Here is a 15,730-nt window from a genome sequence, read left to right as displayed (position 1 = left end):
TTCGGGAAGGCTCCAGCCGTATTGTGCCAGGGCCTGCCCTTGACCCGCGCTCCGCGACAGACCGGCCCGCCCGCCGGCCCGCCTGCGGAGCTTGCGCTAACCGGAAGGATGACCGTGGCCAATTCCGCTTCGATTTCCGCTGATATCGCCGGGCGTTACGCGCAGGCCCTGTTCGATCTGGTCAGGGACTCGGGCGGCATCGACGCCTTGTCCGCCCAGATCGACGATCTGGCCTCGGCCTATGACGCCAGCCAGGATCTGCGCGATCTGACCCTCTCGCCCCTCTACGACCGCCAGCAGCAGGAAACTGCGATCGGCGCGCTTGCCGGCCGCATGGGGCTTTCGCCCGAACTGGCCAACACGCTGCGCCTGATGGCCCGCAACCGCCGGCTGTTCGCGCTGCCGCAGCTGCTGGCCAAGCTGCGCAGCCTGATCGCCGATGCGAAGGGCGAAGTCACCGCCGACGTGGTCAGCGCCCAGGCGCTGACGGACGAACAGAAGGCCCGCCTTGCGGATACGCTGGCCGCGAAATCGGGCAAGAAGGTGAAACTGAACGCGCGTGTCGATGAAAGCCTCATCGGCGGCATGATCGTCAAACTGGGCTCGCAGATGATCGACAGCTCGATCCGCTCGAAGCTCGCCTCCCTCCAGAATGCTATGAAAGAGGTCGGATAATGGGAATCCAGGCAGCCGAAATCTCGGCCATCCTCAAGGATCAGATCAAGAATTTCGGTCAGGACGCCGAGGTGGCCGAGGTCGGGCAGGTGCTGTCCGTCGGTGACGGCATCGCCCGCGTCTATGGCCTGGACAAGGTTCAGGCCGGCGAGATGGTCGAGTTTCCCGGCGGCATCCGCGGCATGGTGCTGAACCTTGAAACCGACAACGTCGGCGTCGTGATCTTCGGCGACGACCGCGACATCAAGGAAGGCGACACCGTCAAGCGCACCGGCGCCATCGTGGAAGTCCCCGCCGGCAAGGAACTGCTGGGCCGCGTCGTGGACGCGCTGGGCAACCCGATCGACGGCAAGGGCCCGCTGAACGCCTCCGAGCGCCGCGTCGCCGACGTCAAGGCCCCCGGCATCATGCCGCGCAAATCGGTGCACGAGCCGATGGCGACCGGCCTGAAGTCGGTGGACGCCATGATCCCGGTCGGCCGCGGCCAGCGCGAGCTGATCATCGGCGACCGCCAGACCGGCAAGACCGCCATCGCGCTGGACACCATCCTGAACCAGGCGAACTACAACGGCCGCGAGGCCGACGGCATGAAGACCCTGCACTGCATCTATGTCGCCGTCGGCCAGAAGCGCTCGACCGTGGCCCAGCTGGTGAAGAAGCTGGAAGAGACCGGCGCCATGGCCTACACCACCGTCGTGGCCGCGACCGCCTCGGACCCGGCGCCGATGCAGTATCTCGCGCCCTATTCGGCGACCGCCATGGGCGAATATTTCCGCGACAACGGCATGGATGCGCTGATCATCTATGACGACCTGTCCAAGCAGGCCGTGGCCTATCGCCAGATGTCGCTGCTGCTGCGCCGTCCGCCGGGGCGCGAAGCCTATCCGGGCGACGTGTTCTACCTGCACTCGCGCCTGCTGGAGCGTTCGGCCAAGCTGAACGAGGCCAACGGTGCCGGCTCGCTGACCGCGCTGCCGATCATCGAGACCCAGGCGGGCGACGTGTCGGCCTATATCCCGACCAACGTGATCTCGATCACCGACGGCCAGATCTTCCTGGAAACCGAACTGTTCTTCCAGGGCATCCGCCCGGCCGTGAACACCGGCCTTTCGGTGTCGCGCGTGGGCTCGGCCGCCCAGACCAAGGCGATGAAGTCGGTCGCGGGCCCGGTCAAGCTGGAGCTGGCGCAGTATCGCGAGATGGCGGCCTTCGCGCAGTTCGGCTCGGACCTCGACGCGGCGACGCAGAAGCTGCTGAACCGCGGCGCGCGCCTGACCGAGCTGATGAAGCAGCCGCAATATTCGCCGCTGACCAATGCCGAGATCGTCATCGTCATCTATGCCGGCACCAAGGGCTACCTGGACGGCATCCCGGTCCGCGACGTGACCAAATGGGAGCAGGGGCTGATCCAGTATCTGCGCAACCAGAAGGCCGATCTGCTTGAGGACATGACCAGGAACGACCGCAAGGTGGCGGGCGAGCTTGAGGATGCGATCAAGGCAGCGCTGGACGGCTACGCCAAGACCTACGCCTGAGAGGAGGGATAGATGCCCAGCCTCAAGGATCTCAAGAACCGGATCGGCAGCGTCAAGAACACGCGCAAGATCACCAAGGCGATGCAGATGGTCGCCGCCGCGAAACTGCGCCGCGCGCAGGAAGCGGCGGAGGCTGCGCGTCCCTATGCCGGCCGGATGGCCTCGGTGATGGCCGGGCTGACCGCTGCGGCGGCGGGCTCGGACATGGCGCCGCGGCTGCTGGCAGGGACCGGCGAAGACCGCCGCCACCTGCTGGTGGTGATGACCTCGGAGCGCGGGCTTGCGGGCGGGTTCAACTCGTCCATCGTCAAGCTCGCCCGCCAGCGCCTGCAAGAGTTGCTGGCGCAGGGCAAGCAGGTGTCGATCCTGACCGTCGGCAAGAAGGGCCGCGAGCAGCTGAAGCGCGAATACAGCGACCTCTTCGTCCATCACGTCGACATGAGCGAGGTCAAGCGCATCGGCTACGAGAACGCGCGCCAGATCGCGGACGAGATCCTCGACCGCTTCGACGCCGGCGAGTTCGACGTGGCGACGCTGTTCTACAACCGCTTCGAAACGGTGATCAGCCAGGTTCCGACCGCAAGGCAGATCATCCCCGCCGTGGTCGAGGAGGGCGAGGCCGCGGCCTCGGCGCTCTACGATTACGAGCCGGATGAAAGCGCGATCCTGAACGACCTTCTGCCGCGCTCGGTCGCGACGCAGGTCTTTGCGGCGCTGCTGGAGAATGCCGCGTCCGAACAGGGCGCGCGGATGACCGCCATGGACAACGCCACGCGCAACGCCGGCGACATGATCGACAGGCTGACGACGGAATACAACCGTTCGCGTCAGGCCGCGATCACCAAGGAACTGATTGAAATCATCTCGGGCGCAGAGGCGCTCTGACACGTAGAGGTAGAGACATGGCAGAGGCCAATGGAAAAATCACGCAGGTGATCGGCGCCGTCGTCGACGTGCAGTTCGACGGCCAGCTTCCTGCGATTCTGAACGCTCTGGAAACCGAGAACAACGGCAAGCGCCTGGTGCTGGAAGTGGCCCAGCACCTGGGCGAGAACACCGTCCGCACCATCGCCATGGACGCGACCGAAGGTCTGGTCCGCGGCCTGCCGGTGCGTGACACCGGCGGCCCGATCATGGTTCCGGTCGGCGACGTGACGCTCGGCCGCATCCTGAACGTCGTCGGCGAGCCGGTGGACGAAGGCGAGCCGCTGGTCGCCACGGACAAGCGCGCCATCCACCAGCCGGCCCCGGACTTCGCCGCCCAGGCGACCGCGTCCGAGATCCTGGTGACGGGCATCAAGGTGATCGACCTGCTGGCCCCCTATTCCAAGGGCGGCAAGATCGGCCTGTTCGGCGGCGCCGGCGTGGGCAAGACGGTTCTGATCATGGAACTGATCAACAACATCGCCAAGGTTCACTCGGGCTATTCGGTGTTCGCCGGCGTCGGCGAGCGGACCCGCGAAGGCAACGACCTTTATCACGAGATGGTGGAATCGGGCGTCATCAAGCCGGACAACCTGGCGGAATCGCAGGTGGCGCTGGTCTATGGCCAGATGAACGAGCCTCCGGGGGCGCGGATGCGCGTGGCGCTGACCGGCCTGACCCTGGCCGAGCAGTTCCGCGACGCGACCGGCACCGACGTTCTGTTCTTCGTCGACAACATCTTCCGCTTCACCCAGGCGGGTTCGGAAGTGTCGGCGCTTCTGGGCCGCATCCCCTCGGCTGTGGGCTACCAGCCGACGCTGGCCACGGACATGGGCGCGATGCAGGAACGCATCACCTCGACCAAGAACGGCTCGATCACCTCGATCCAGGCCGTCTATGTTCCGGCCGACGACCTGACCGACCCGGCGCCGGCCACGACCTTTGCCCACTTGGACGCCACGACCGTTCTGTCGCGCGCGATCTCGGAACTGGGCATCTATCCGGCCGTGGACCCGCTCGACTCGAACTCGCGGATCCTCGATCCGGCGATCGTCGGCGAAGAGCATTACCAGGTCGCCCGCGACGTCCAGGGCATCCTGCAGAAATACAAGTCGCTGCAGGACATCATCGCCATTCTCGGCATGGACGAACTGTCGGAAGAGGACAAGCTGACCGTGGCCCGCGCCCGGAAGATCCAGCGTTTCCTGTCGCAGCCCTTCGACGTGGCCAAGGTCTTCACCGGCTCGGACGGGGTGCAGGTGCCGCTGGAGGATACCATCGCCTCGTTCAAGGCGGTCGTGGCCGGCGAATACGATCACCTGCCGGAAGCGGCCTTCTACATGGTCGGCGGCATCGAGGAAGTGAAAGCCAAGGCTCAGCGTCTCGCCGCTGACGCGGCGTAAGGGGGCGACATGGCCGACACGATGCAGTTCGACCTCGTCTCGCCGGAACGGAACCTGGTTTCCGTCCCGGTGCGCGAGGTGCGCCTGCCCGGCGCCGATGGCGACCTGACGGCGATGCCCGGCCATGCGCCGGCCATCGTCAACCTGCGCCCCGGTCTGGTGACCGTGGTGGCAGGGGACGGGTCCGCGACGGAATTCGCAGTGACCGGCGGCTTCGCCGAGATCAACAACGACTCCGTCACCCTGCTGGCCGAACGCGGGCATCCCCGCGCCGAGATGACGCAGGCGGTCTTCAACGAGATGATGGCCCAGGCCCGTCGTCGCGTCGAAGTCGCCAAGGAACGCGAAACCGCCGGCGAGGAATTGGTCGCCGCGGCGGTCAAGCTTCTGGCCGACATGGAGGCGCTTGGCACGCATATCGGGCTTGACCCGAACCAGGCGAATTTCCCGCACTGACCGGGAATTGATGAAAACTATGGTAAGCCCCGGTTTTCCGGGGCTTTATCTACTTGTGCCATCGTTTTTTCATGGCACGGGGGAGGGGTAAGGGGTGCGACGTTTCGGATATTTCGCCGTCGGTGTCGCCAATGGCTCGACCGAGATGTTCTCGGCCTTCGAGAGCGGCGGGCCGATGTGGACAGGGCAGGGGCCGCGGGTCGAGCTGCGTTCCGTGCGCTTCGACGAACGCTTCGTCGAGCCGCCCGTGGTGCATGTCTCGCTGAGCATGTGGGACGTGGATGGCAATGCCAACCAGCGCGCCGACATCCAGGCGGTGAACATCACCGCCGAGGGGTTCGAGCTGCAGTTCAGCACCTGGGGCGATACCCGCGTCGCCCGCGTGCGCGCCAGCTGGATGGCCATCGGCCCCTTGCGGCACGAGGACGACTGGGATCTGGACTGAACCCGGTCAGGCGCGGTCCAGGTTCAGCCCGATCAGCTCGGCCACCTGCCGCGGATGGGTGATCGGCAGCATATGGCCGGCGCCGGGAACGCGGGCGCGCGCGACATCGGGCAGCCGTGCCGCCAGCGCATCGGCGATGGCCGGGATCACGGCGGGCGAATCCTCGCCCATGACGATCAGCACCGGCGCGTCGATGGCCTCCAGCCCCTCGGGCCGCAGGATATTGGCGCTGTCCTGGCGCAGCGCTTGGTTGCTGGCCTGGACCAGGTGGATCTGCCGTGCCAGGCGGGCCTTGCCCGCGGCGGTCTGCGAATCCCAGTCGATCCCGCCCCAGATGCCAAGAAAGGCGCGCGCCGCCTCGGTATCCTCTCCGGCGGCGAGCCGGGCCGCGACATCCTCCATCAGCGCGTCGTTCTGTGCCTCGGGGGCGGCGGCGAACAGCACAGGCTCGATCAGGGTCAGGCTGCGCACGGCCTCGGGTGCGGCGACGGCGATGCGCAGCGCCACGGTCGCGCCCATGCTGTGGCCGATCAGGTCCAGCGGCCGGTCGATCAGCGCCGCGGCCGCGCGGGTGACGGCGGTGTAATAATCCGGCGTGCCGCCCGGCCAGTCCGGGCTTTGCCCATGGCCCGGCAGGTCCGGCGCGCTGATCCGCACCCGGTCGCGCAGCGCCTCGGCGATCGGCCCCCAATAGACCGCGTTGCCCATCATGCAATGCAGCGCCAGGGCCGGGCGGTCCTCGTTGCCCGGCCAGCGCCTCAGGTGCAGCGCGCTCACAGGCTTGCCAGGTGCCGGTCGAGGAAATCCAGCCGGTCCTGGCCCCAGAACCGCTCGCCCGTCTCGCGCACGATATAGAAGGGCGCGCCGAAGGCCCCGGCCTCGACCGCCTGTTCCAGGTTGCGGCCGAAGGTCTCGGCGCCGACGAACAGGCCCTTGTCGGCCAGGTCCGGGTCGAAGCCCGCCGCAGCCAGCGTCCGGCGGATCACCGCGTCGTCGGCGATGTCGGCGTCCTCGGCCCAGACGGCGCGCAGAAAGCCCTGCACCAGCCCGGCCAGGTCGCCGCCGCCCGCCTCTTGCGCGGCGATGATGGCATAGGACGAGGGCGCGGGATTCACCGGCCAGAAGGCGGGCTTCAGGTTCAGCGCCATGCCCAGGTGCTGGGACCAGCGGCGTAGTTCCTGCGCGCGGTATTCCATGCGCGAGGGGTGGCGGTTCGCGGGGCGCACCCCGCCGGTGCGGTCGAAAAGTTGCAGCAGATCGACGGGCTTGTAGCGGATCGTCGCCCCATGGCGGGCGGCGATTTCCTCCAGCCGGTTGCCGGCAAGATAGCTCCAGGGGCTGGGTGTGCCGAAGTAATAGTCGATATGCGCCATGGTTTCGTCCTCGGGGTTTGCGGGCAGGCTAGCCCGGTGCTAAGCGGGGTGCAATCGCACGAATCCAGACAGGGAAAGCCCATGCCGGCCATGACCGAACCCAAGCTCATCGCGGGAAATGCGAACCGGCCTCTGGCCAATGCCATTGCCCGGCGCATGTCGATGCATCGCGGGATGAACGTCGCCCCCGTCGAGGCGCGGGTCGAGCGTTTCAACGACCAGGAAATCTTCGTCGAGGTCTATGAGAACGTCCGCGGCGAGGACATGTTCATCATCCAGCCGACCTCGAACCCGGCCAATGACAACCTGATGGAACTGCTGATCATGACCGATGCGCTGAAGCGGTCCTCGGCGGCGCGCATCACCGCGGTCATCCCCTATTTCGGCTATGCCCGCCAGGATCGCCGCGCCAAGGCCCGCACGCCGATCAGCGCCAAGCTGGTCGCGAACCTGCTGACCGAGGCGGGCGTGGACCGGGTGCTGACGCTGGACCTGCATGCGGCGCAGATCCAGGGCTTCTTCGACATCCCCGTGGACAACCTTTATGCCGCGCCGGTCTTTGCGCTGGACATCAAGCATCACTTCCGCGAGCGGCTGTCGGACCTGATGGTGATCTCGCCCGACGTGGGCGGGGTGGCGCGGGCGCGGGAACTGGCGCAGCGCATCGGCGCGCCGCTGGCCATCGTGGACAAGCGCCGCGAAAAGCCGGGCGAGGTGGCCGAGATGACGGTGATCGGCGACGTGACCGGCAAGACCTGCATCATCGTCGACGACATCTGCGACACCGCCGGCACGCTGTGCAAGGCGGCGCAGGTGCTGACCGAACACGGCGCGACCGAGGTGCATGCCTATATCACCCATGGCGTCCTGTCCGGCCCCGCGGTCGAGCGGGTGCAGGCCTCGGTGATGAAATCGCTGGTCATCACCGATTCGATCGAGCCGAGCGACAAGGTGAAATCCGCCTCGAACATCCGCATCGTGCCGACGGCGCCGATGTTCGCCCAGGCGATCCTGAACATCTGGAACGGCACCTCGGTCAGCTCGCTGTTCGAGGTGGACACGCTGGGTCCGATCTACGAAGGGCTCTATTCCGGCGTGTGATCGCCGGCAGCTCAAAAGAAAGGCCCCGATCCTCTGGACCGGGGCCTTTTTCGTATCGCCATGGCCTTAAAGAAAGCGCGGGAACTCGATCTTCGGGCAACGATCCTCGATTACCGTCAGGCCGCGGGCGCGGGCGCGTGCGGCCGCCTGCGGATGGCGGACGCCCAGCTGCATCCAGATCGTGCCAGGCCGGGGCAGATGCGCCAGCGCCTGGTCGACGATGGCGGGCACGGCCTCGGCCCGGCGGAAGATGTCCACCATGTCCACCACCACCTCGGGCGGAATCGCCCGCAGGTCGGGATAGACCCGTTCGTCCAGGATGGTGCTGCCCGCATGGCCCGGATTGACCGGGATGATGCGATAGCCCTGCGATTTCAGGTAGCGGGCCACGCCCCAGGATGGTCGCGCCTCGTTCGGCGACAGGCCCACGATGGCAATGCAGCGCACCGTGCGGGCGATGCGCGCAATGTCGTCGTCGACCGGCGAGGTGCCGATGTCGCGAAGTACTGCCAGGTTCATCTGATCCTCCCCCAGATCTCAACCGAAAGTGGCATGGAAAAAGCGCCCGGTCCAGAGGTCTGGCCGGGCGCAAGTCGCGGAACGAGGGACAGTGATCTGAACATGACCGTTCCGTGGCCATGTTCAGTAAATAAATGGGAACCGTGGCTAAAAAGTTCCACCCCGCTCGCAAAAAAGTGAAATTTTAGGGATTCATGCGGGTCCAGACGGCCTTGGCGCGCATCAGGATCTGCTGCGGATCGGCAAGAAGCCGCTCACGTGCGCGTTCCGAGCGCAGGAAATAGGTGCGCTGGCCGATCACCACGAAATAGCGCGGATTGCCCGGCTCGGAGCGGCCTTCGGACAGGGCCAGGACGCAAAGCCCGCCCAGGCCGGGGGCGTAAGCCTTTGGATTAGCCTCGAAAAGGTTGCGGTTCTGTTCGCTGGCGAAATGCCAAGCCTGGCCGCGCCAGACCGTCACCAGGTCGGTGCGCCCCGGCACCGCGGCGTTTTCGGTGCCGTATGAGACCGGATCCATGCCGTCCAATGCCCAATCCTGCGCCAACGCCGCCGAAACGGGCAGGGCAAGCATCAGGCTGGCGAGAATCGGACGAATCATGGCGCGGCGGGGGTTGGTTGGACTGCTTTCGATCTGGCAAATCGGTTGGCGATTCTCAACCGGGGCGGGCGGGTTCTAGCGCCGATGTGAAGGCCGGGTTCAACTCTGTGAAGCCGCGTAAAGCGCCACCGCCGCCGCGTTCGAGACGTTGAGCGAGCCGAAATCCGCCGCGAAGGGAATGCGCAGGATACGGTCGCAGGTCTCGCGCGTGCGTTCGCGCAGGCCGGGGCCCTCGGCGCCGAGGACCAGGCAGATCGGCCGGCCCGAAAGTTCCGCCAGCGCCTGCGGCAGGGTTTCCGTGCCGGTGCCGTCCAGGCCCAGCACGACATATCCCATGGATTGCAGCTCGATCAGCGCATCGGCCAGGTTGACGATGCGCAGGTAGGGCTGCCGTTCCAGCGCGCCCGAGGCGGTCTTGGCCAGCGCCCCGGTCTCGGGCGCGGAATGGCGCGCCGGCGCGATGACCGCGCGCGCGCCAAAGACCTCGGCCGAGCGCAGGATGGCGCCCACGTTATGCGGGTCCGTCACCCGGTCCAGCGCCACCAGCAGCGGCCGGCCCGGCCCGGACAGCGCCAGGTCGGCCAGGCTGTCCCATTTCAGCGGCCTGACCTCCAGCGCCGCGCCCTGGTGGACGCTTTCGGGCGACAGCGGCACGGTCCGGTCGAAGACGCGGGCATCGATGATCTCGGGCGTCAGCTCCGCGGGCAGGGGGCCCAGCCGGTCCAGCGCGTTGCGCGTCACCACCAGCCGCAGCTTTTCGCGCCGGGGGTTGGCCAGCGCGTCGCGCACCGCATGCAGGCCGAACAGCCAGACGGTTTCGGCCGCGGCGGCGCGGCGGGCGCGTTCCTTGTCGATGACCCAGGCGGGTTTCTTGGATTTCTGTGGTTTCTCGGCCATGTCGCATTCCCGGTTGCTGTTTCGACTGCGCAGAAAATGTCGCCGAATGCAACCTTGGCGACGGGGTGGCGGCGGGTTGGCGGTGGGGCAAGGAACTGCGACTTTTCCGCGGTTCCCTGCTTGACGCCCCCCGACGGTCGGGATAATCACCGCTTCACGCCGAAAGCGCTCGGCGGGCGACGTGCTGCAAGGTGCGGCAGCGGACTGTAACTCCGCCGGGGAGACCCATGCCTGGTTCGATTCCAGGGTCGCCCACCACTTCTTCTGAAAACTGAACGAAATCAACGAAGTGGTGTCCCGCATTCGTGCAATGCGGTAACATGCAAATCAATAGGTTATGACGCAGGTGTCCCGCAGTTTTACGGCTTGCCCCCTGCGCAAAAGAAAGCCGCCGGAGGAGCTGGCACTCCATCCGACGGCACTGTCAAAGGTCTTCTGACAAAAGAATATGTCACAGCTTCCCGCCGCGCAACCCCGTGGGGAGGTGCAGCATGAGCTGGAAGGTCGCGAATCTTTGCGCCGGGCGGCGCTTCGGTAGTCCGGTCCGAAAGCAGATCATCATGTTTCTGGCCGACAAGGCCAGCGATGACGGGTCGGGCATCTGGTGTTCCAAGGGAACGATCCAACGCCACACCGAGCTTGGCGAAACCACCGTCAAGCGCACGATCAACGAATTCCTGAACGAAGGCATCCTGATCGAGACTGGCCGCCGTGCCTGCAAGAACGGTTTTACCGTCGTCTATCGCATTTCCCTTGCCGCCGTCCGCACCCTGGAGGGCATTGCCGAACCCGATGATGAGACGGGGTCCACAGAGGACGGGGTCTACCGTGAACCCGGAACGGGGTCCGCTGCGGACCCGGTACCCCGTCCACAGCGGACCCCAAACCATCCTGAAACCATCCATAAACCACCTTCGCGCGCAGGCGCGCGCGAGGCGGCGGCTGAATCTCTTGAGATATTGAAGGCCTATCCAACCGACCGATGTCGCAACGAAGCGGCCTGCCTGCACCACGTTGAGGCTGCCATGCAGGAGGTCGGGTATGAAAAGCTTCTCTCGGCTGTAAAGCGCTATGCGCTGGAGACCGCAGGCTATACGCGCTCAAAGGTCTGCTTCTCGGATAACTGGTTCAGGGTGGGCCGCTGGCGCGATTACATCGAGGACGAGCCGGAATCGCCTCAGGTGCCCACCCCGGCGCATGTGGCAAAAACTGCCGACTGGATCAAATCCCGTCACCCTTTGTGTCGAACGCTCAGCGTCGGGCAGGTCCGTATGGCGCTGGACCTGGAGCTGGTTTCCCGCAGCCAAGTGCGCGCCGCGGGCTTCAGCGAGGGATTGCGTTATGTCTGATCGCGGCGGGAAATCCATCTTCGCGCATAAGCAGACCTATTCGCGCAAGGGCAACAGCAAGAGCAGATCCGTTAGCGAGGTCGCGGATGAGGCCGAGCGGCTGGACGGGGCCTGCCCGCATGTCGAGAACCCGCAGCCGCCCACCATCCTCGAAGGCATCCGGCCTTCGGAGGTGGTCGCGCTGATCGAGCAGCGCATCACCGAACAGAACAGGCTTTTGCGTCAGCTGCGCAAGGAGCAGCCGGATCGAAAGGAGTCGCTGCGGGGCATCCGCAGCGACACCCACGTGATGATCGGCAGCGTCTTTAGTTTTCCCGACCCGGTCGAGGATATGGATGAGGCCGATTATCTGCGCTGGCGCAAGGACGTGATCGCCTTCGCCAGGGACGATGCCGCGCGCAACGGGGCCGAGGTGCTGAGCATCGTCGAGCATCGCGACGAAGCTCACCCACATGTGCATGTGCTGGCCGTGCCCCTATGTGCAGAAGACAATATGCGCATGGACGCCAAGCGCTGCCACGAGGGTCATCGCGAGCAGGACCGGCACAAGGATCACGGCTGGTCCGGTTCGCCGTCGCGCAGCTACAAGCAGGCGATGCGCGGCTGGCAGGACCGCTATCATGCCGAGGTCGGCGCGAAGCATGGCCAAGCCCGGACGGGGCCGCGCCGCCGCCGTCTGGACCGGGCGGCGTGGAAGGCCGAACAGGAGCGGCTGAAGGCGCAGAAGGACGCAGAGATTGCCGTCGAACGTGCCGCACAAGCCCGTCGCCTTGCCGACGAGGAAGAGCGCCGCCGCGACGCAGTCATGCAGGACACCGTCAGCAGGCGGCTTCAGGAGGCCGAGACGGTGCATACCATCGCCACCGGCGGGCTGATCGCCGCCATCCGGCAGATCGATCCCAATCCGGTGCTGCTGGAACGGCTGGAGACCCCCGGGCAGATGGGCAGCTGGACGAGCCACGACGCGGATCGCAACCGCGAGATGTCCCTCGCGCTGGCGCCGGTGCTCAGCGACGGATTGGAGGCCTTGCGCCAGCCGCCGACAGTACCGGGGTTGCTCGGAGGGCTCTCCGGCTTCCTGCGCGGGATCGCGGGTTGGGTCAATCGCCTCGCCGGTGCCAGTCCGCGCTGGCTGAAATGGCCGGAAACCGTGGCCCATGCGGCGCAGGGAGCGAAGCAGGCCTTCGGCACGACTTATACGGCCTCGACCCTCGCCGGGGTCATCGAGAGCTCTCCGGCATGGCAGTCCTTCGCCGGCGAGGCCAGGGCGCGGCTGGATCAGGCGCGGGCGGTGCAGGCGCTGACGAATCCGCACGACTCTCGGCCAGACGCTTCATCGCAAAGGGGCATATGACAGCATGCGCTTATGCCAATATGCACATCCGGCGGCGGAGAGCCGGCAATTGCGGCTGATACGATTTTTTGGTAATATCCGGTATCGACGCACAGGAGGCCCGCATGTCCCGCAACACATCGGTTTCGCTCGGCGATCACTTCGTCAGCTTCATCGACGCGCAGGTGAAGGGCGGCCGCTATGGCTCGGCCAGCGACGTGGTGCGGGCAGGGCTGCGGCTTCTGGAGGAACACGAGGCCAAGGTAAAGGCCCTCCAGGACGCCCTGATCGCCGGAGAGGACTCCGGCTGGGCGGAAGGCTTCGACCTCGACCGGTTCATTGCCCGCAAGATGGCCGGTCGCAACGCATGAAGGCATTGGCCTTCAGCGTCGCGGCAACAGTCGATCTGGAGGATATCTGGGATTATACGGAAGGCGAATGGGGCCTCGCGCAAGCCCGGCGCTATGCGGAGGAGCTGCGCGACACCTGCCACGCGCTGGCATCAGGCGAAAGGCGCAGCAGAAAAGTTGACGTTCGGCCCGGCTATCTGAAGTGCCTGAGCGGATCGCATGTCATCTTCTTCGGGGATCTGGGCGACACGCTGGAAATCGTCCGCATCCTGCACGGCGCGCAGGACGTCGAGCGGTATCTGTAGCGGCATGGGTTTGTGCGATGGCACGATGCTCGAAGGGTAAAATTGCAATATTGGCATATGCGCCCCTTGGGCGTGGAGAACTTGGTGATGTCTTATCTGCTCAGCGATTATCCGGTCCTGGCGCGGCTCGCGGCCGGCAGAACCAAGGCCACGCGGCTTGACGTCCGCGCCTGCCGGCGACTCTACGCACTGGCGACGGTCGCCGATCTGGGCGCGATGAGGCCGGAAGAGCGCGGGTTTTACGACAGCTTGGCCACCAGCGAGCCGGTGCCGGGCTCCGGCGTGCTGATTGCAGCGCTTCAGGCGCAGGTCAAGGCCGATGGCTTCCGGCGCATGGCCGACGAAAAGGCCTTCATGGACGATCTGTCCGGCGAGCCGGACATGGTCCCCGGTCCCTTCAGGGTGAAATGTCTGCTTTGCGATAGCGTCGTTGAAAGCTGGCATCGCGACTTTCCCGCCCCCGCAAAGGCAAGGATTGGCATGGCCAGTTGTGCATGCGGGAATGTCAGCGCCGATTCGATGGGGTTTCTCGGCTATGGGCGCATCCTGTCGCGCCAACCCGATAGTTTCGAGGTCCTGGATCTTGCCTGATCCGGGCGGTGCAAAGCTGTCCTGCGCCGGCTGTAGGCCATGGCCCAGAGTGGCCTACTTTTCGCGATTTCGCCAAATATTAGTGACCGACTATTATTTTGCGGGGCCCGGTGCAAAGCACCACCCGCAAAATGTCGGACCAGGCGCTGCGCCCCGGTACCCCGCTTTCTCCGCCCAGGAAGAAGATCGATCCCCGACGCCGCCCGATGGGCGGCCGCATTGCTTACGGATGAAGCGCCAGCAGATCCTGCCCGAACTGGTGCAGCGACATGACCTCGATGCCGTTCGGCAGCGGGAAAGCCTCGTCCCCCGGATAAACCACGATCCGCCGCGCAGGTTGCAGGTCTTCGCAGGCCGAGTGAAAGCCGCGCTCGACCTTCGGCGCCAGATTGCGCTTGACCTCGACGGCCCAGACCGCGCCGCCCGGCAGGGTCAGCACCAGATCGACCTCGGCCCCCGCACCGCTGCGATAGAACTGGGCCTGCGTCCCATCCGGCATCAGGGCATGGGCGGTCTCGATGATCAGACCTTCCCAACTGGCGCCCGCGACGGGGTGGCCGAGAACGTCGTCCAGCGTCGTCAGTCCCAGCAGGGCATGCAGGATGCCGGTGTCGCGCACATAGATGCGCGGGGACTTGACCAGCCGCTTGCCGATATTCGCGTGCCAGGGCTCCAGCCGGCGCACCAGCATCAGATCGACCAGCAGGTCGAGATAGGAGGCGACGGTCTTGGCATCGACCCCGAGCGCGCGGGCAAGCTCGGCGGCGTTCGACAGGCCGGACTGCCGATGCGCCAGCATGGTCCAGAAGCGCCGCAGCGTCTCGGCCGCGATGCGGGGGCCGAGTGCGGGAATGTCGCGTTCCAGATAGGTGCGGATGAAGTCGCGCCGCCAGCGCAGGCTGGCCTGATCGCCCTTGGCGAGGAAGCTGTCGGGAAAGCCGCCGCGCAGCCAGAGCCGGTCCAGATCGGCGGCGGGAACCTCCAGCGCATCGAGGGGGGTGAGTTCGGCATAGGCGATCCGGCCCGCCAGCGTCTCGCCGGATTGCCGCAGCAGCTCGATGGAAGCCGAGCCGAGCAGCAGGAACCGGCCCGCCCGCAGCCCCTTGCGCCGCCCCCGGTCGATCAGGCCGCGCAGATTCTGGAACAGGTCCGGCACCCGCTGGACCTCATCGAGGATGACCATCTTGTCCTCATGCGCCGAAAGGTAGAGTTCCGGGTCCGAAAGCTTCGCCCGGTCGGCACTGGATTCGAGGTCGAGATAGAGCGAGGGGCGCGCATCGCCCAGCTCCTGCGCCAGTGTGGTCTTGCCCACCTGGCGCGGCCCCAGCAGGGCAACGGCAGGACTGTCGTCCAGCAGGGACTTTACGGTTGCGGTGATACGGCGCTCGATCAACATCCTTGCAATTATGGAAATTGATTCCCGATTTGCAAGATTAATTGGGGGCATGTCTTCGGGCTTGTGCATGACAACCAACAGTGCGGCGCATGCACAGTCAAAGCGCGATGGAGATGTAGGGTATCTTGACCGGCGGCAGCTTAAAGGGTGCCGCCCGACGGGCGGCAGCAAACCCCATTCCGCCCCAGCCTCGTGGAGGGCGGTCGGAATGTGGTTTGCGCGCAGCCTGACCCCGGCCCGCTCGCATCACGACGGGCCGTAGGGACGGGGTCAGGCGAATTCGTTTTCCCAACAGGCCATCATCCAGCGCTCGTCGCTGTCGGGCAGGTCGATGCCATAGAATTCCAGCACCTGGGTCAGGTCGTAGATGCGCTCTTCCTGCTCCGGTTCGGTCAGCGCGGTCCACCAGTTGCGAGCCTTGACCTCATCCGGCTCAAAGATCGATGCGGGCAGTTCGCCTTTGAACGGTTGCGGGGTCAT

Annotated in this window: 19 protein-coding genes and 1 tRNA gene; 13 read left to right on the top strand and 7 right to left on the bottom strand. The window is 65.9% G+C overall.

Annotated features, from left to right (window positions below):
- Positions 1-114 precede the first annotated feature (114 nt).
- The 6 genes from KF941_RS05840 to KF941_RS05815 all read left to right on the top strand — a co-directional run bounded on the left by KF941_RS05840 (position 115) and on the right by KF941_RS05815 (position 5,438).
- On the top strand, positions 115-675 hold the full coding sequence (locus tag KF941_RS05840) for a F0F1 ATP synthase subunit delta (RefSeq protein WP_175562332.1): 561 nt from the start codon (positions 115-117) through the stop codon (positions 673-675).
- The gene (gene atpA / locus KF941_RS05835; protein WP_036756687.1) at positions 675-2,210 is read left to right on the top strand and encodes a F0F1 ATP synthase subunit alpha; all 1,536 of its coding nucleotides are present in this window, start codon (positions 675-677) and stop codon (positions 2,208-2,210) included. Before KF941_RS05840 ends, atpA begins: the two co-directional genes overlap by 1 nt.
- A gap of 12 nt (positions 2,211-2,222) precedes the next feature.
- Entirely contained in the window at positions 2,223-3,095 is an 873-nt protein-coding gene (locus KF941_RS05830; RefSeq protein ID WP_214272795.1) for a F0F1 ATP synthase subunit gamma, read from the top strand.
- Between the two features lie 17 nt (positions 3,096-3,112).
- Positions 3,113-4,537: a F0F1 ATP synthase subunit beta gene (atpD, locus tag KF941_RS05825; RefSeq protein ID WP_036756685.1), complete on the top strand. Its 1,425-nt coding sequence runs from the start codon at positions 3,113-3,115 to the stop codon at positions 4,535-4,537.
- A gap of 9 nt (positions 4,538-4,546) precedes the next feature.
- Positions 4,547-4,993, top strand: a complete 447-nt coding sequence (locus tag KF941_RS05820; RefSeq protein WP_036756682.1) for a F0F1 ATP synthase subunit epsilon — start codon at positions 4,547-4,549, stop codon at positions 4,991-4,993.
- A 94-nt stretch (positions 4,994-5,087) separates the two neighbouring features.
- A complete protein-coding gene (locus tag KF941_RS05815) occupies positions 5,088-5,438 on the top strand; it encodes an H-type lectin domain-containing protein (RefSeq protein WP_072461945.1) in 351 nt (116 codons plus the stop codon).
- A 6-nt stretch (positions 5,439-5,444) separates the two neighbouring features.
- On the opposite strand, the gene KF941_RS05810 is transcribed toward KF941_RS05815, so the two are convergent.
- Positions 5,445-6,215 (bottom strand): alpha/beta hydrolase, encoded by a 771-nt coding sequence (locus KF941_RS05810; protein ID WP_214272794.1) that lies wholly within the window; start codon positions 6,213-6,215, stop codon positions 5,445-5,447.
- Entirely contained in the window at positions 6,212-6,811 is a 600-nt protein-coding gene (locus tag KF941_RS05805) for a 2-hydroxychromene-2-carboxylate isomerase (protein ID WP_214272793.1), read from the bottom strand. Before KF941_RS05805 ends, KF941_RS05810 begins: the two co-directional genes overlap by 4 nt.
- A gap of 81 nt (positions 6,812-6,892) precedes the next feature.
- On the opposite strand from KF941_RS05805, the gene KF941_RS05800 reads away from it, so the two are divergent.
- Complete coding sequence (locus tag KF941_RS05800; protein WP_036756670.1) at positions 6,893-7,912, top strand: ribose-phosphate pyrophosphokinase; 1,020 nt, start codon at positions 6,893-6,895, stop codon at positions 7,910-7,912.
- 66 nt (positions 7,913-7,978) lie between these two features.
- On the opposite strand, the gene KF941_RS05795 is transcribed toward KF941_RS05800, so the two are convergent.
- The 3 genes from KF941_RS05795 to rlmB form a co-directional block, all read right to left on the bottom strand.
- A complete protein-coding gene (locus tag KF941_RS05795) occupies positions 7,979-8,431 on the bottom strand; it encodes a CoA-binding protein (protein ID WP_036756667.1) in 453 nt (150 codons plus the stop codon).
- Between the two features lie 184 nt (positions 8,432-8,615).
- Positions 8,616-8,957: a YHS domain-containing (seleno)protein gene (locus KF941_RS05790; protein ID WP_275600366.1), complete on the bottom strand. Its 342-nt coding sequence runs from the start codon at positions 8,955-8,957 to the stop codon at positions 8,616-8,618.
- Between the two features lie 171 nt (positions 8,958-9,128).
- On the bottom strand, positions 9,129-9,926 hold the full coding sequence (gene rlmB, locus KF941_RS05785) for a 23S rRNA (guanosine(2251)-2'-O)-methyltransferase RlmB (protein WP_214272792.1): 798 nt from the start codon (positions 9,924-9,926) through the stop codon (positions 9,129-9,131).
- A 174-nt stretch (positions 9,927-10,100) separates the two neighbouring features.
- Between rlmB and KF941_RS05780 the strand changes: the two genes are divergently transcribed.
- From KF941_RS05780 to KF941_RS05755, 6 genes are all read left to right on the top strand, one after another.
- Positions 10,101-10,184: transfer RNA gene (locus KF941_RS05780), tRNA-Tyr, on the top strand.
- Positions 10,185-10,417: 233 nt separating this feature from the next.
- The gene (locus KF941_RS05775; protein ID WP_214272791.1) at positions 10,418-11,275 is read left to right on the top strand and encodes a hypothetical protein; all 858 of its coding nucleotides are present in this window, start codon (positions 10,418-10,420) and stop codon (positions 11,273-11,275) included.
- A gap of 172 nt (positions 11,276-11,447) precedes the next feature.
- Positions 11,448-12,629 carry a plasmid recombination protein gene (locus tag KF941_RS05770; protein WP_346428963.1) on the top strand — a complete coding sequence of 394 codons (1,182 nt, stop codon included), beginning with the start codon at positions 11,448-11,450 and terminating at the stop codon, positions 12,627-12,629.
- Positions 12,630-12,733: 104 nt separating this feature from the next.
- Entirely contained in the window at positions 12,734-12,979 is a 246-nt protein-coding gene (locus tag KF941_RS05765; protein WP_214272790.1) for a type II toxin-antitoxin system ParD family antitoxin, read from the top strand.
- Positions 12,976-13,263, top strand: a complete 288-nt coding sequence (locus KF941_RS05760) for a type II toxin-antitoxin system RelE/ParE family toxin (RefSeq protein ID WP_214272789.1) — start codon at positions 12,976-12,978, stop codon at positions 13,261-13,263. Before KF941_RS05765 ends, KF941_RS05760 begins: the two co-directional genes overlap by 4 nt.
- Before the next feature lie 87 nt (positions 13,264-13,350).
- Complete coding sequence (locus KF941_RS05755) at positions 13,351-13,854, top strand: hypothetical protein (RefSeq protein WP_214272788.1); 504 nt, start codon at positions 13,351-13,353, stop codon at positions 13,852-13,854.
- 223 nt (positions 13,855-14,077) lie between these two features.
- Here the strand turns inward: KF941_RS05755 and KF941_RS05750 are convergent, their stop codons facing one another.
- Positions 14,078-15,250, bottom strand: a complete 1,173-nt coding sequence (locus tag KF941_RS05750) for an ATP-binding protein (RefSeq protein ID WP_214272787.1) — start codon at positions 15,248-15,250, stop codon at positions 14,078-14,080.
- Positions 15,251-15,520: 270 nt separating this feature from the next.
- Positions 15,521-15,730, bottom strand: a complete 210-nt coding sequence (locus KF941_RS05745) for a hypothetical protein (protein ID WP_214272786.1) — start codon at positions 15,728-15,730, stop codon at positions 15,521-15,523.

The organism is Paracoccus sp. pheM1 (assembly GCF_018499825.1).
Lineage (GTDB): Bacteria > Pseudomonadota > Alphaproteobacteria > Rhodobacterales > Rhodobacteraceae > Paracoccus > Paracoccus versutus.
This window is presented reverse-complemented; position numbering and strand designations above follow the sequence as displayed.

What these genes read in the sequence shown, in the direction of transcription:
- atpD (WP_036756685.1), top strand. Translation starts at nt 3,113, where the DNA reads ATGGCAGAGGCCAATGGAAAAATCACGCAGGTGATCGGCGCCGTCGTC.
- KF941_RS05755 (WP_214272788.1), top strand. Translation starts at nt 13,351, where the DNA reads ATGTCTTATCTGCTCAGCGATTATCCGGTCCTGGCGCGGCTCGCGGCC.
- KF941_RS05805 (WP_214272793.1), bottom strand. Translation starts at nt 6,811, where the DNA reads ATGGCGCATATCGACTATTACTTCGGCACACCCAGCCCCTGGAGCTAT.
- KF941_RS05820 (WP_036756682.1), top strand. Translation starts at nt 4,547, where the DNA reads ATGGCCGACACGATGCAGTTCGACCTCGTCTCGCCGGAACGGAACCTG.
- KF941_RS05745 (WP_214272786.1), bottom strand. Translation starts at nt 15,730, where the DNA reads ATGACCCCGCAACCGTTCAAAGGCGAACTGCCCGCATCGATCTTTGAG.
- KF941_RS05830 (WP_214272795.1), top strand. Translation starts at nt 2,223, where the DNA reads ATGCCCAGCCTCAAGGATCTCAAGAACCGGATCGGCAGCGTCAAGAAC.
- KF941_RS05765 (WP_214272790.1), top strand. Translation starts at nt 12,734, where the DNA reads ATGTCCCGCAACACATCGGTTTCGCTCGGCGATCACTTCGTCAGCTTC.
- KF941_RS05750 (WP_214272787.1), bottom strand. Translation starts at nt 15,250, where the DNA reads ATGTTGATCGAGCGCCGTATCACCGCAACCGTAAAGTCCCTGCTGGAC.
- KF941_RS05795 (WP_036756667.1), bottom strand. Translation starts at nt 8,431, where the DNA reads ATGAACCTGGCAGTACTTCGCGACATCGGCACCTCGCCGGTCGACGAC.
- KF941_RS05775 (WP_214272791.1), top strand. Translation starts at nt 10,418, where the DNA reads ATGAGCTGGAAGGTCGCGAATCTTTGCGCCGGGCGGCGCTTCGGTAGT.
- KF941_RS05760 (WP_214272789.1), top strand. Translation starts at nt 12,976, where the DNA reads ATGAAGGCATTGGCCTTCAGCGTCGCGGCAACAGTCGATCTGGAGGAT.
- KF941_RS05800 (WP_036756670.1), top strand. Translation starts at nt 6,893, where the DNA reads ATGCCGGCCATGACCGAACCCAAGCTCATCGCGGGAAATGCGAACCGG.
- rlmB (WP_214272792.1), bottom strand. Translation starts at nt 9,926, where the DNA reads ATGGCCGAGAAACCACAGAAATCCAAGAAACCCGCCTGGGTCATCGAC.
- atpA (WP_036756687.1), top strand. Translation starts at nt 675, where the DNA reads ATGGGAATCCAGGCAGCCGAAATCTCGGCCATCCTCAAGGATCAGATC.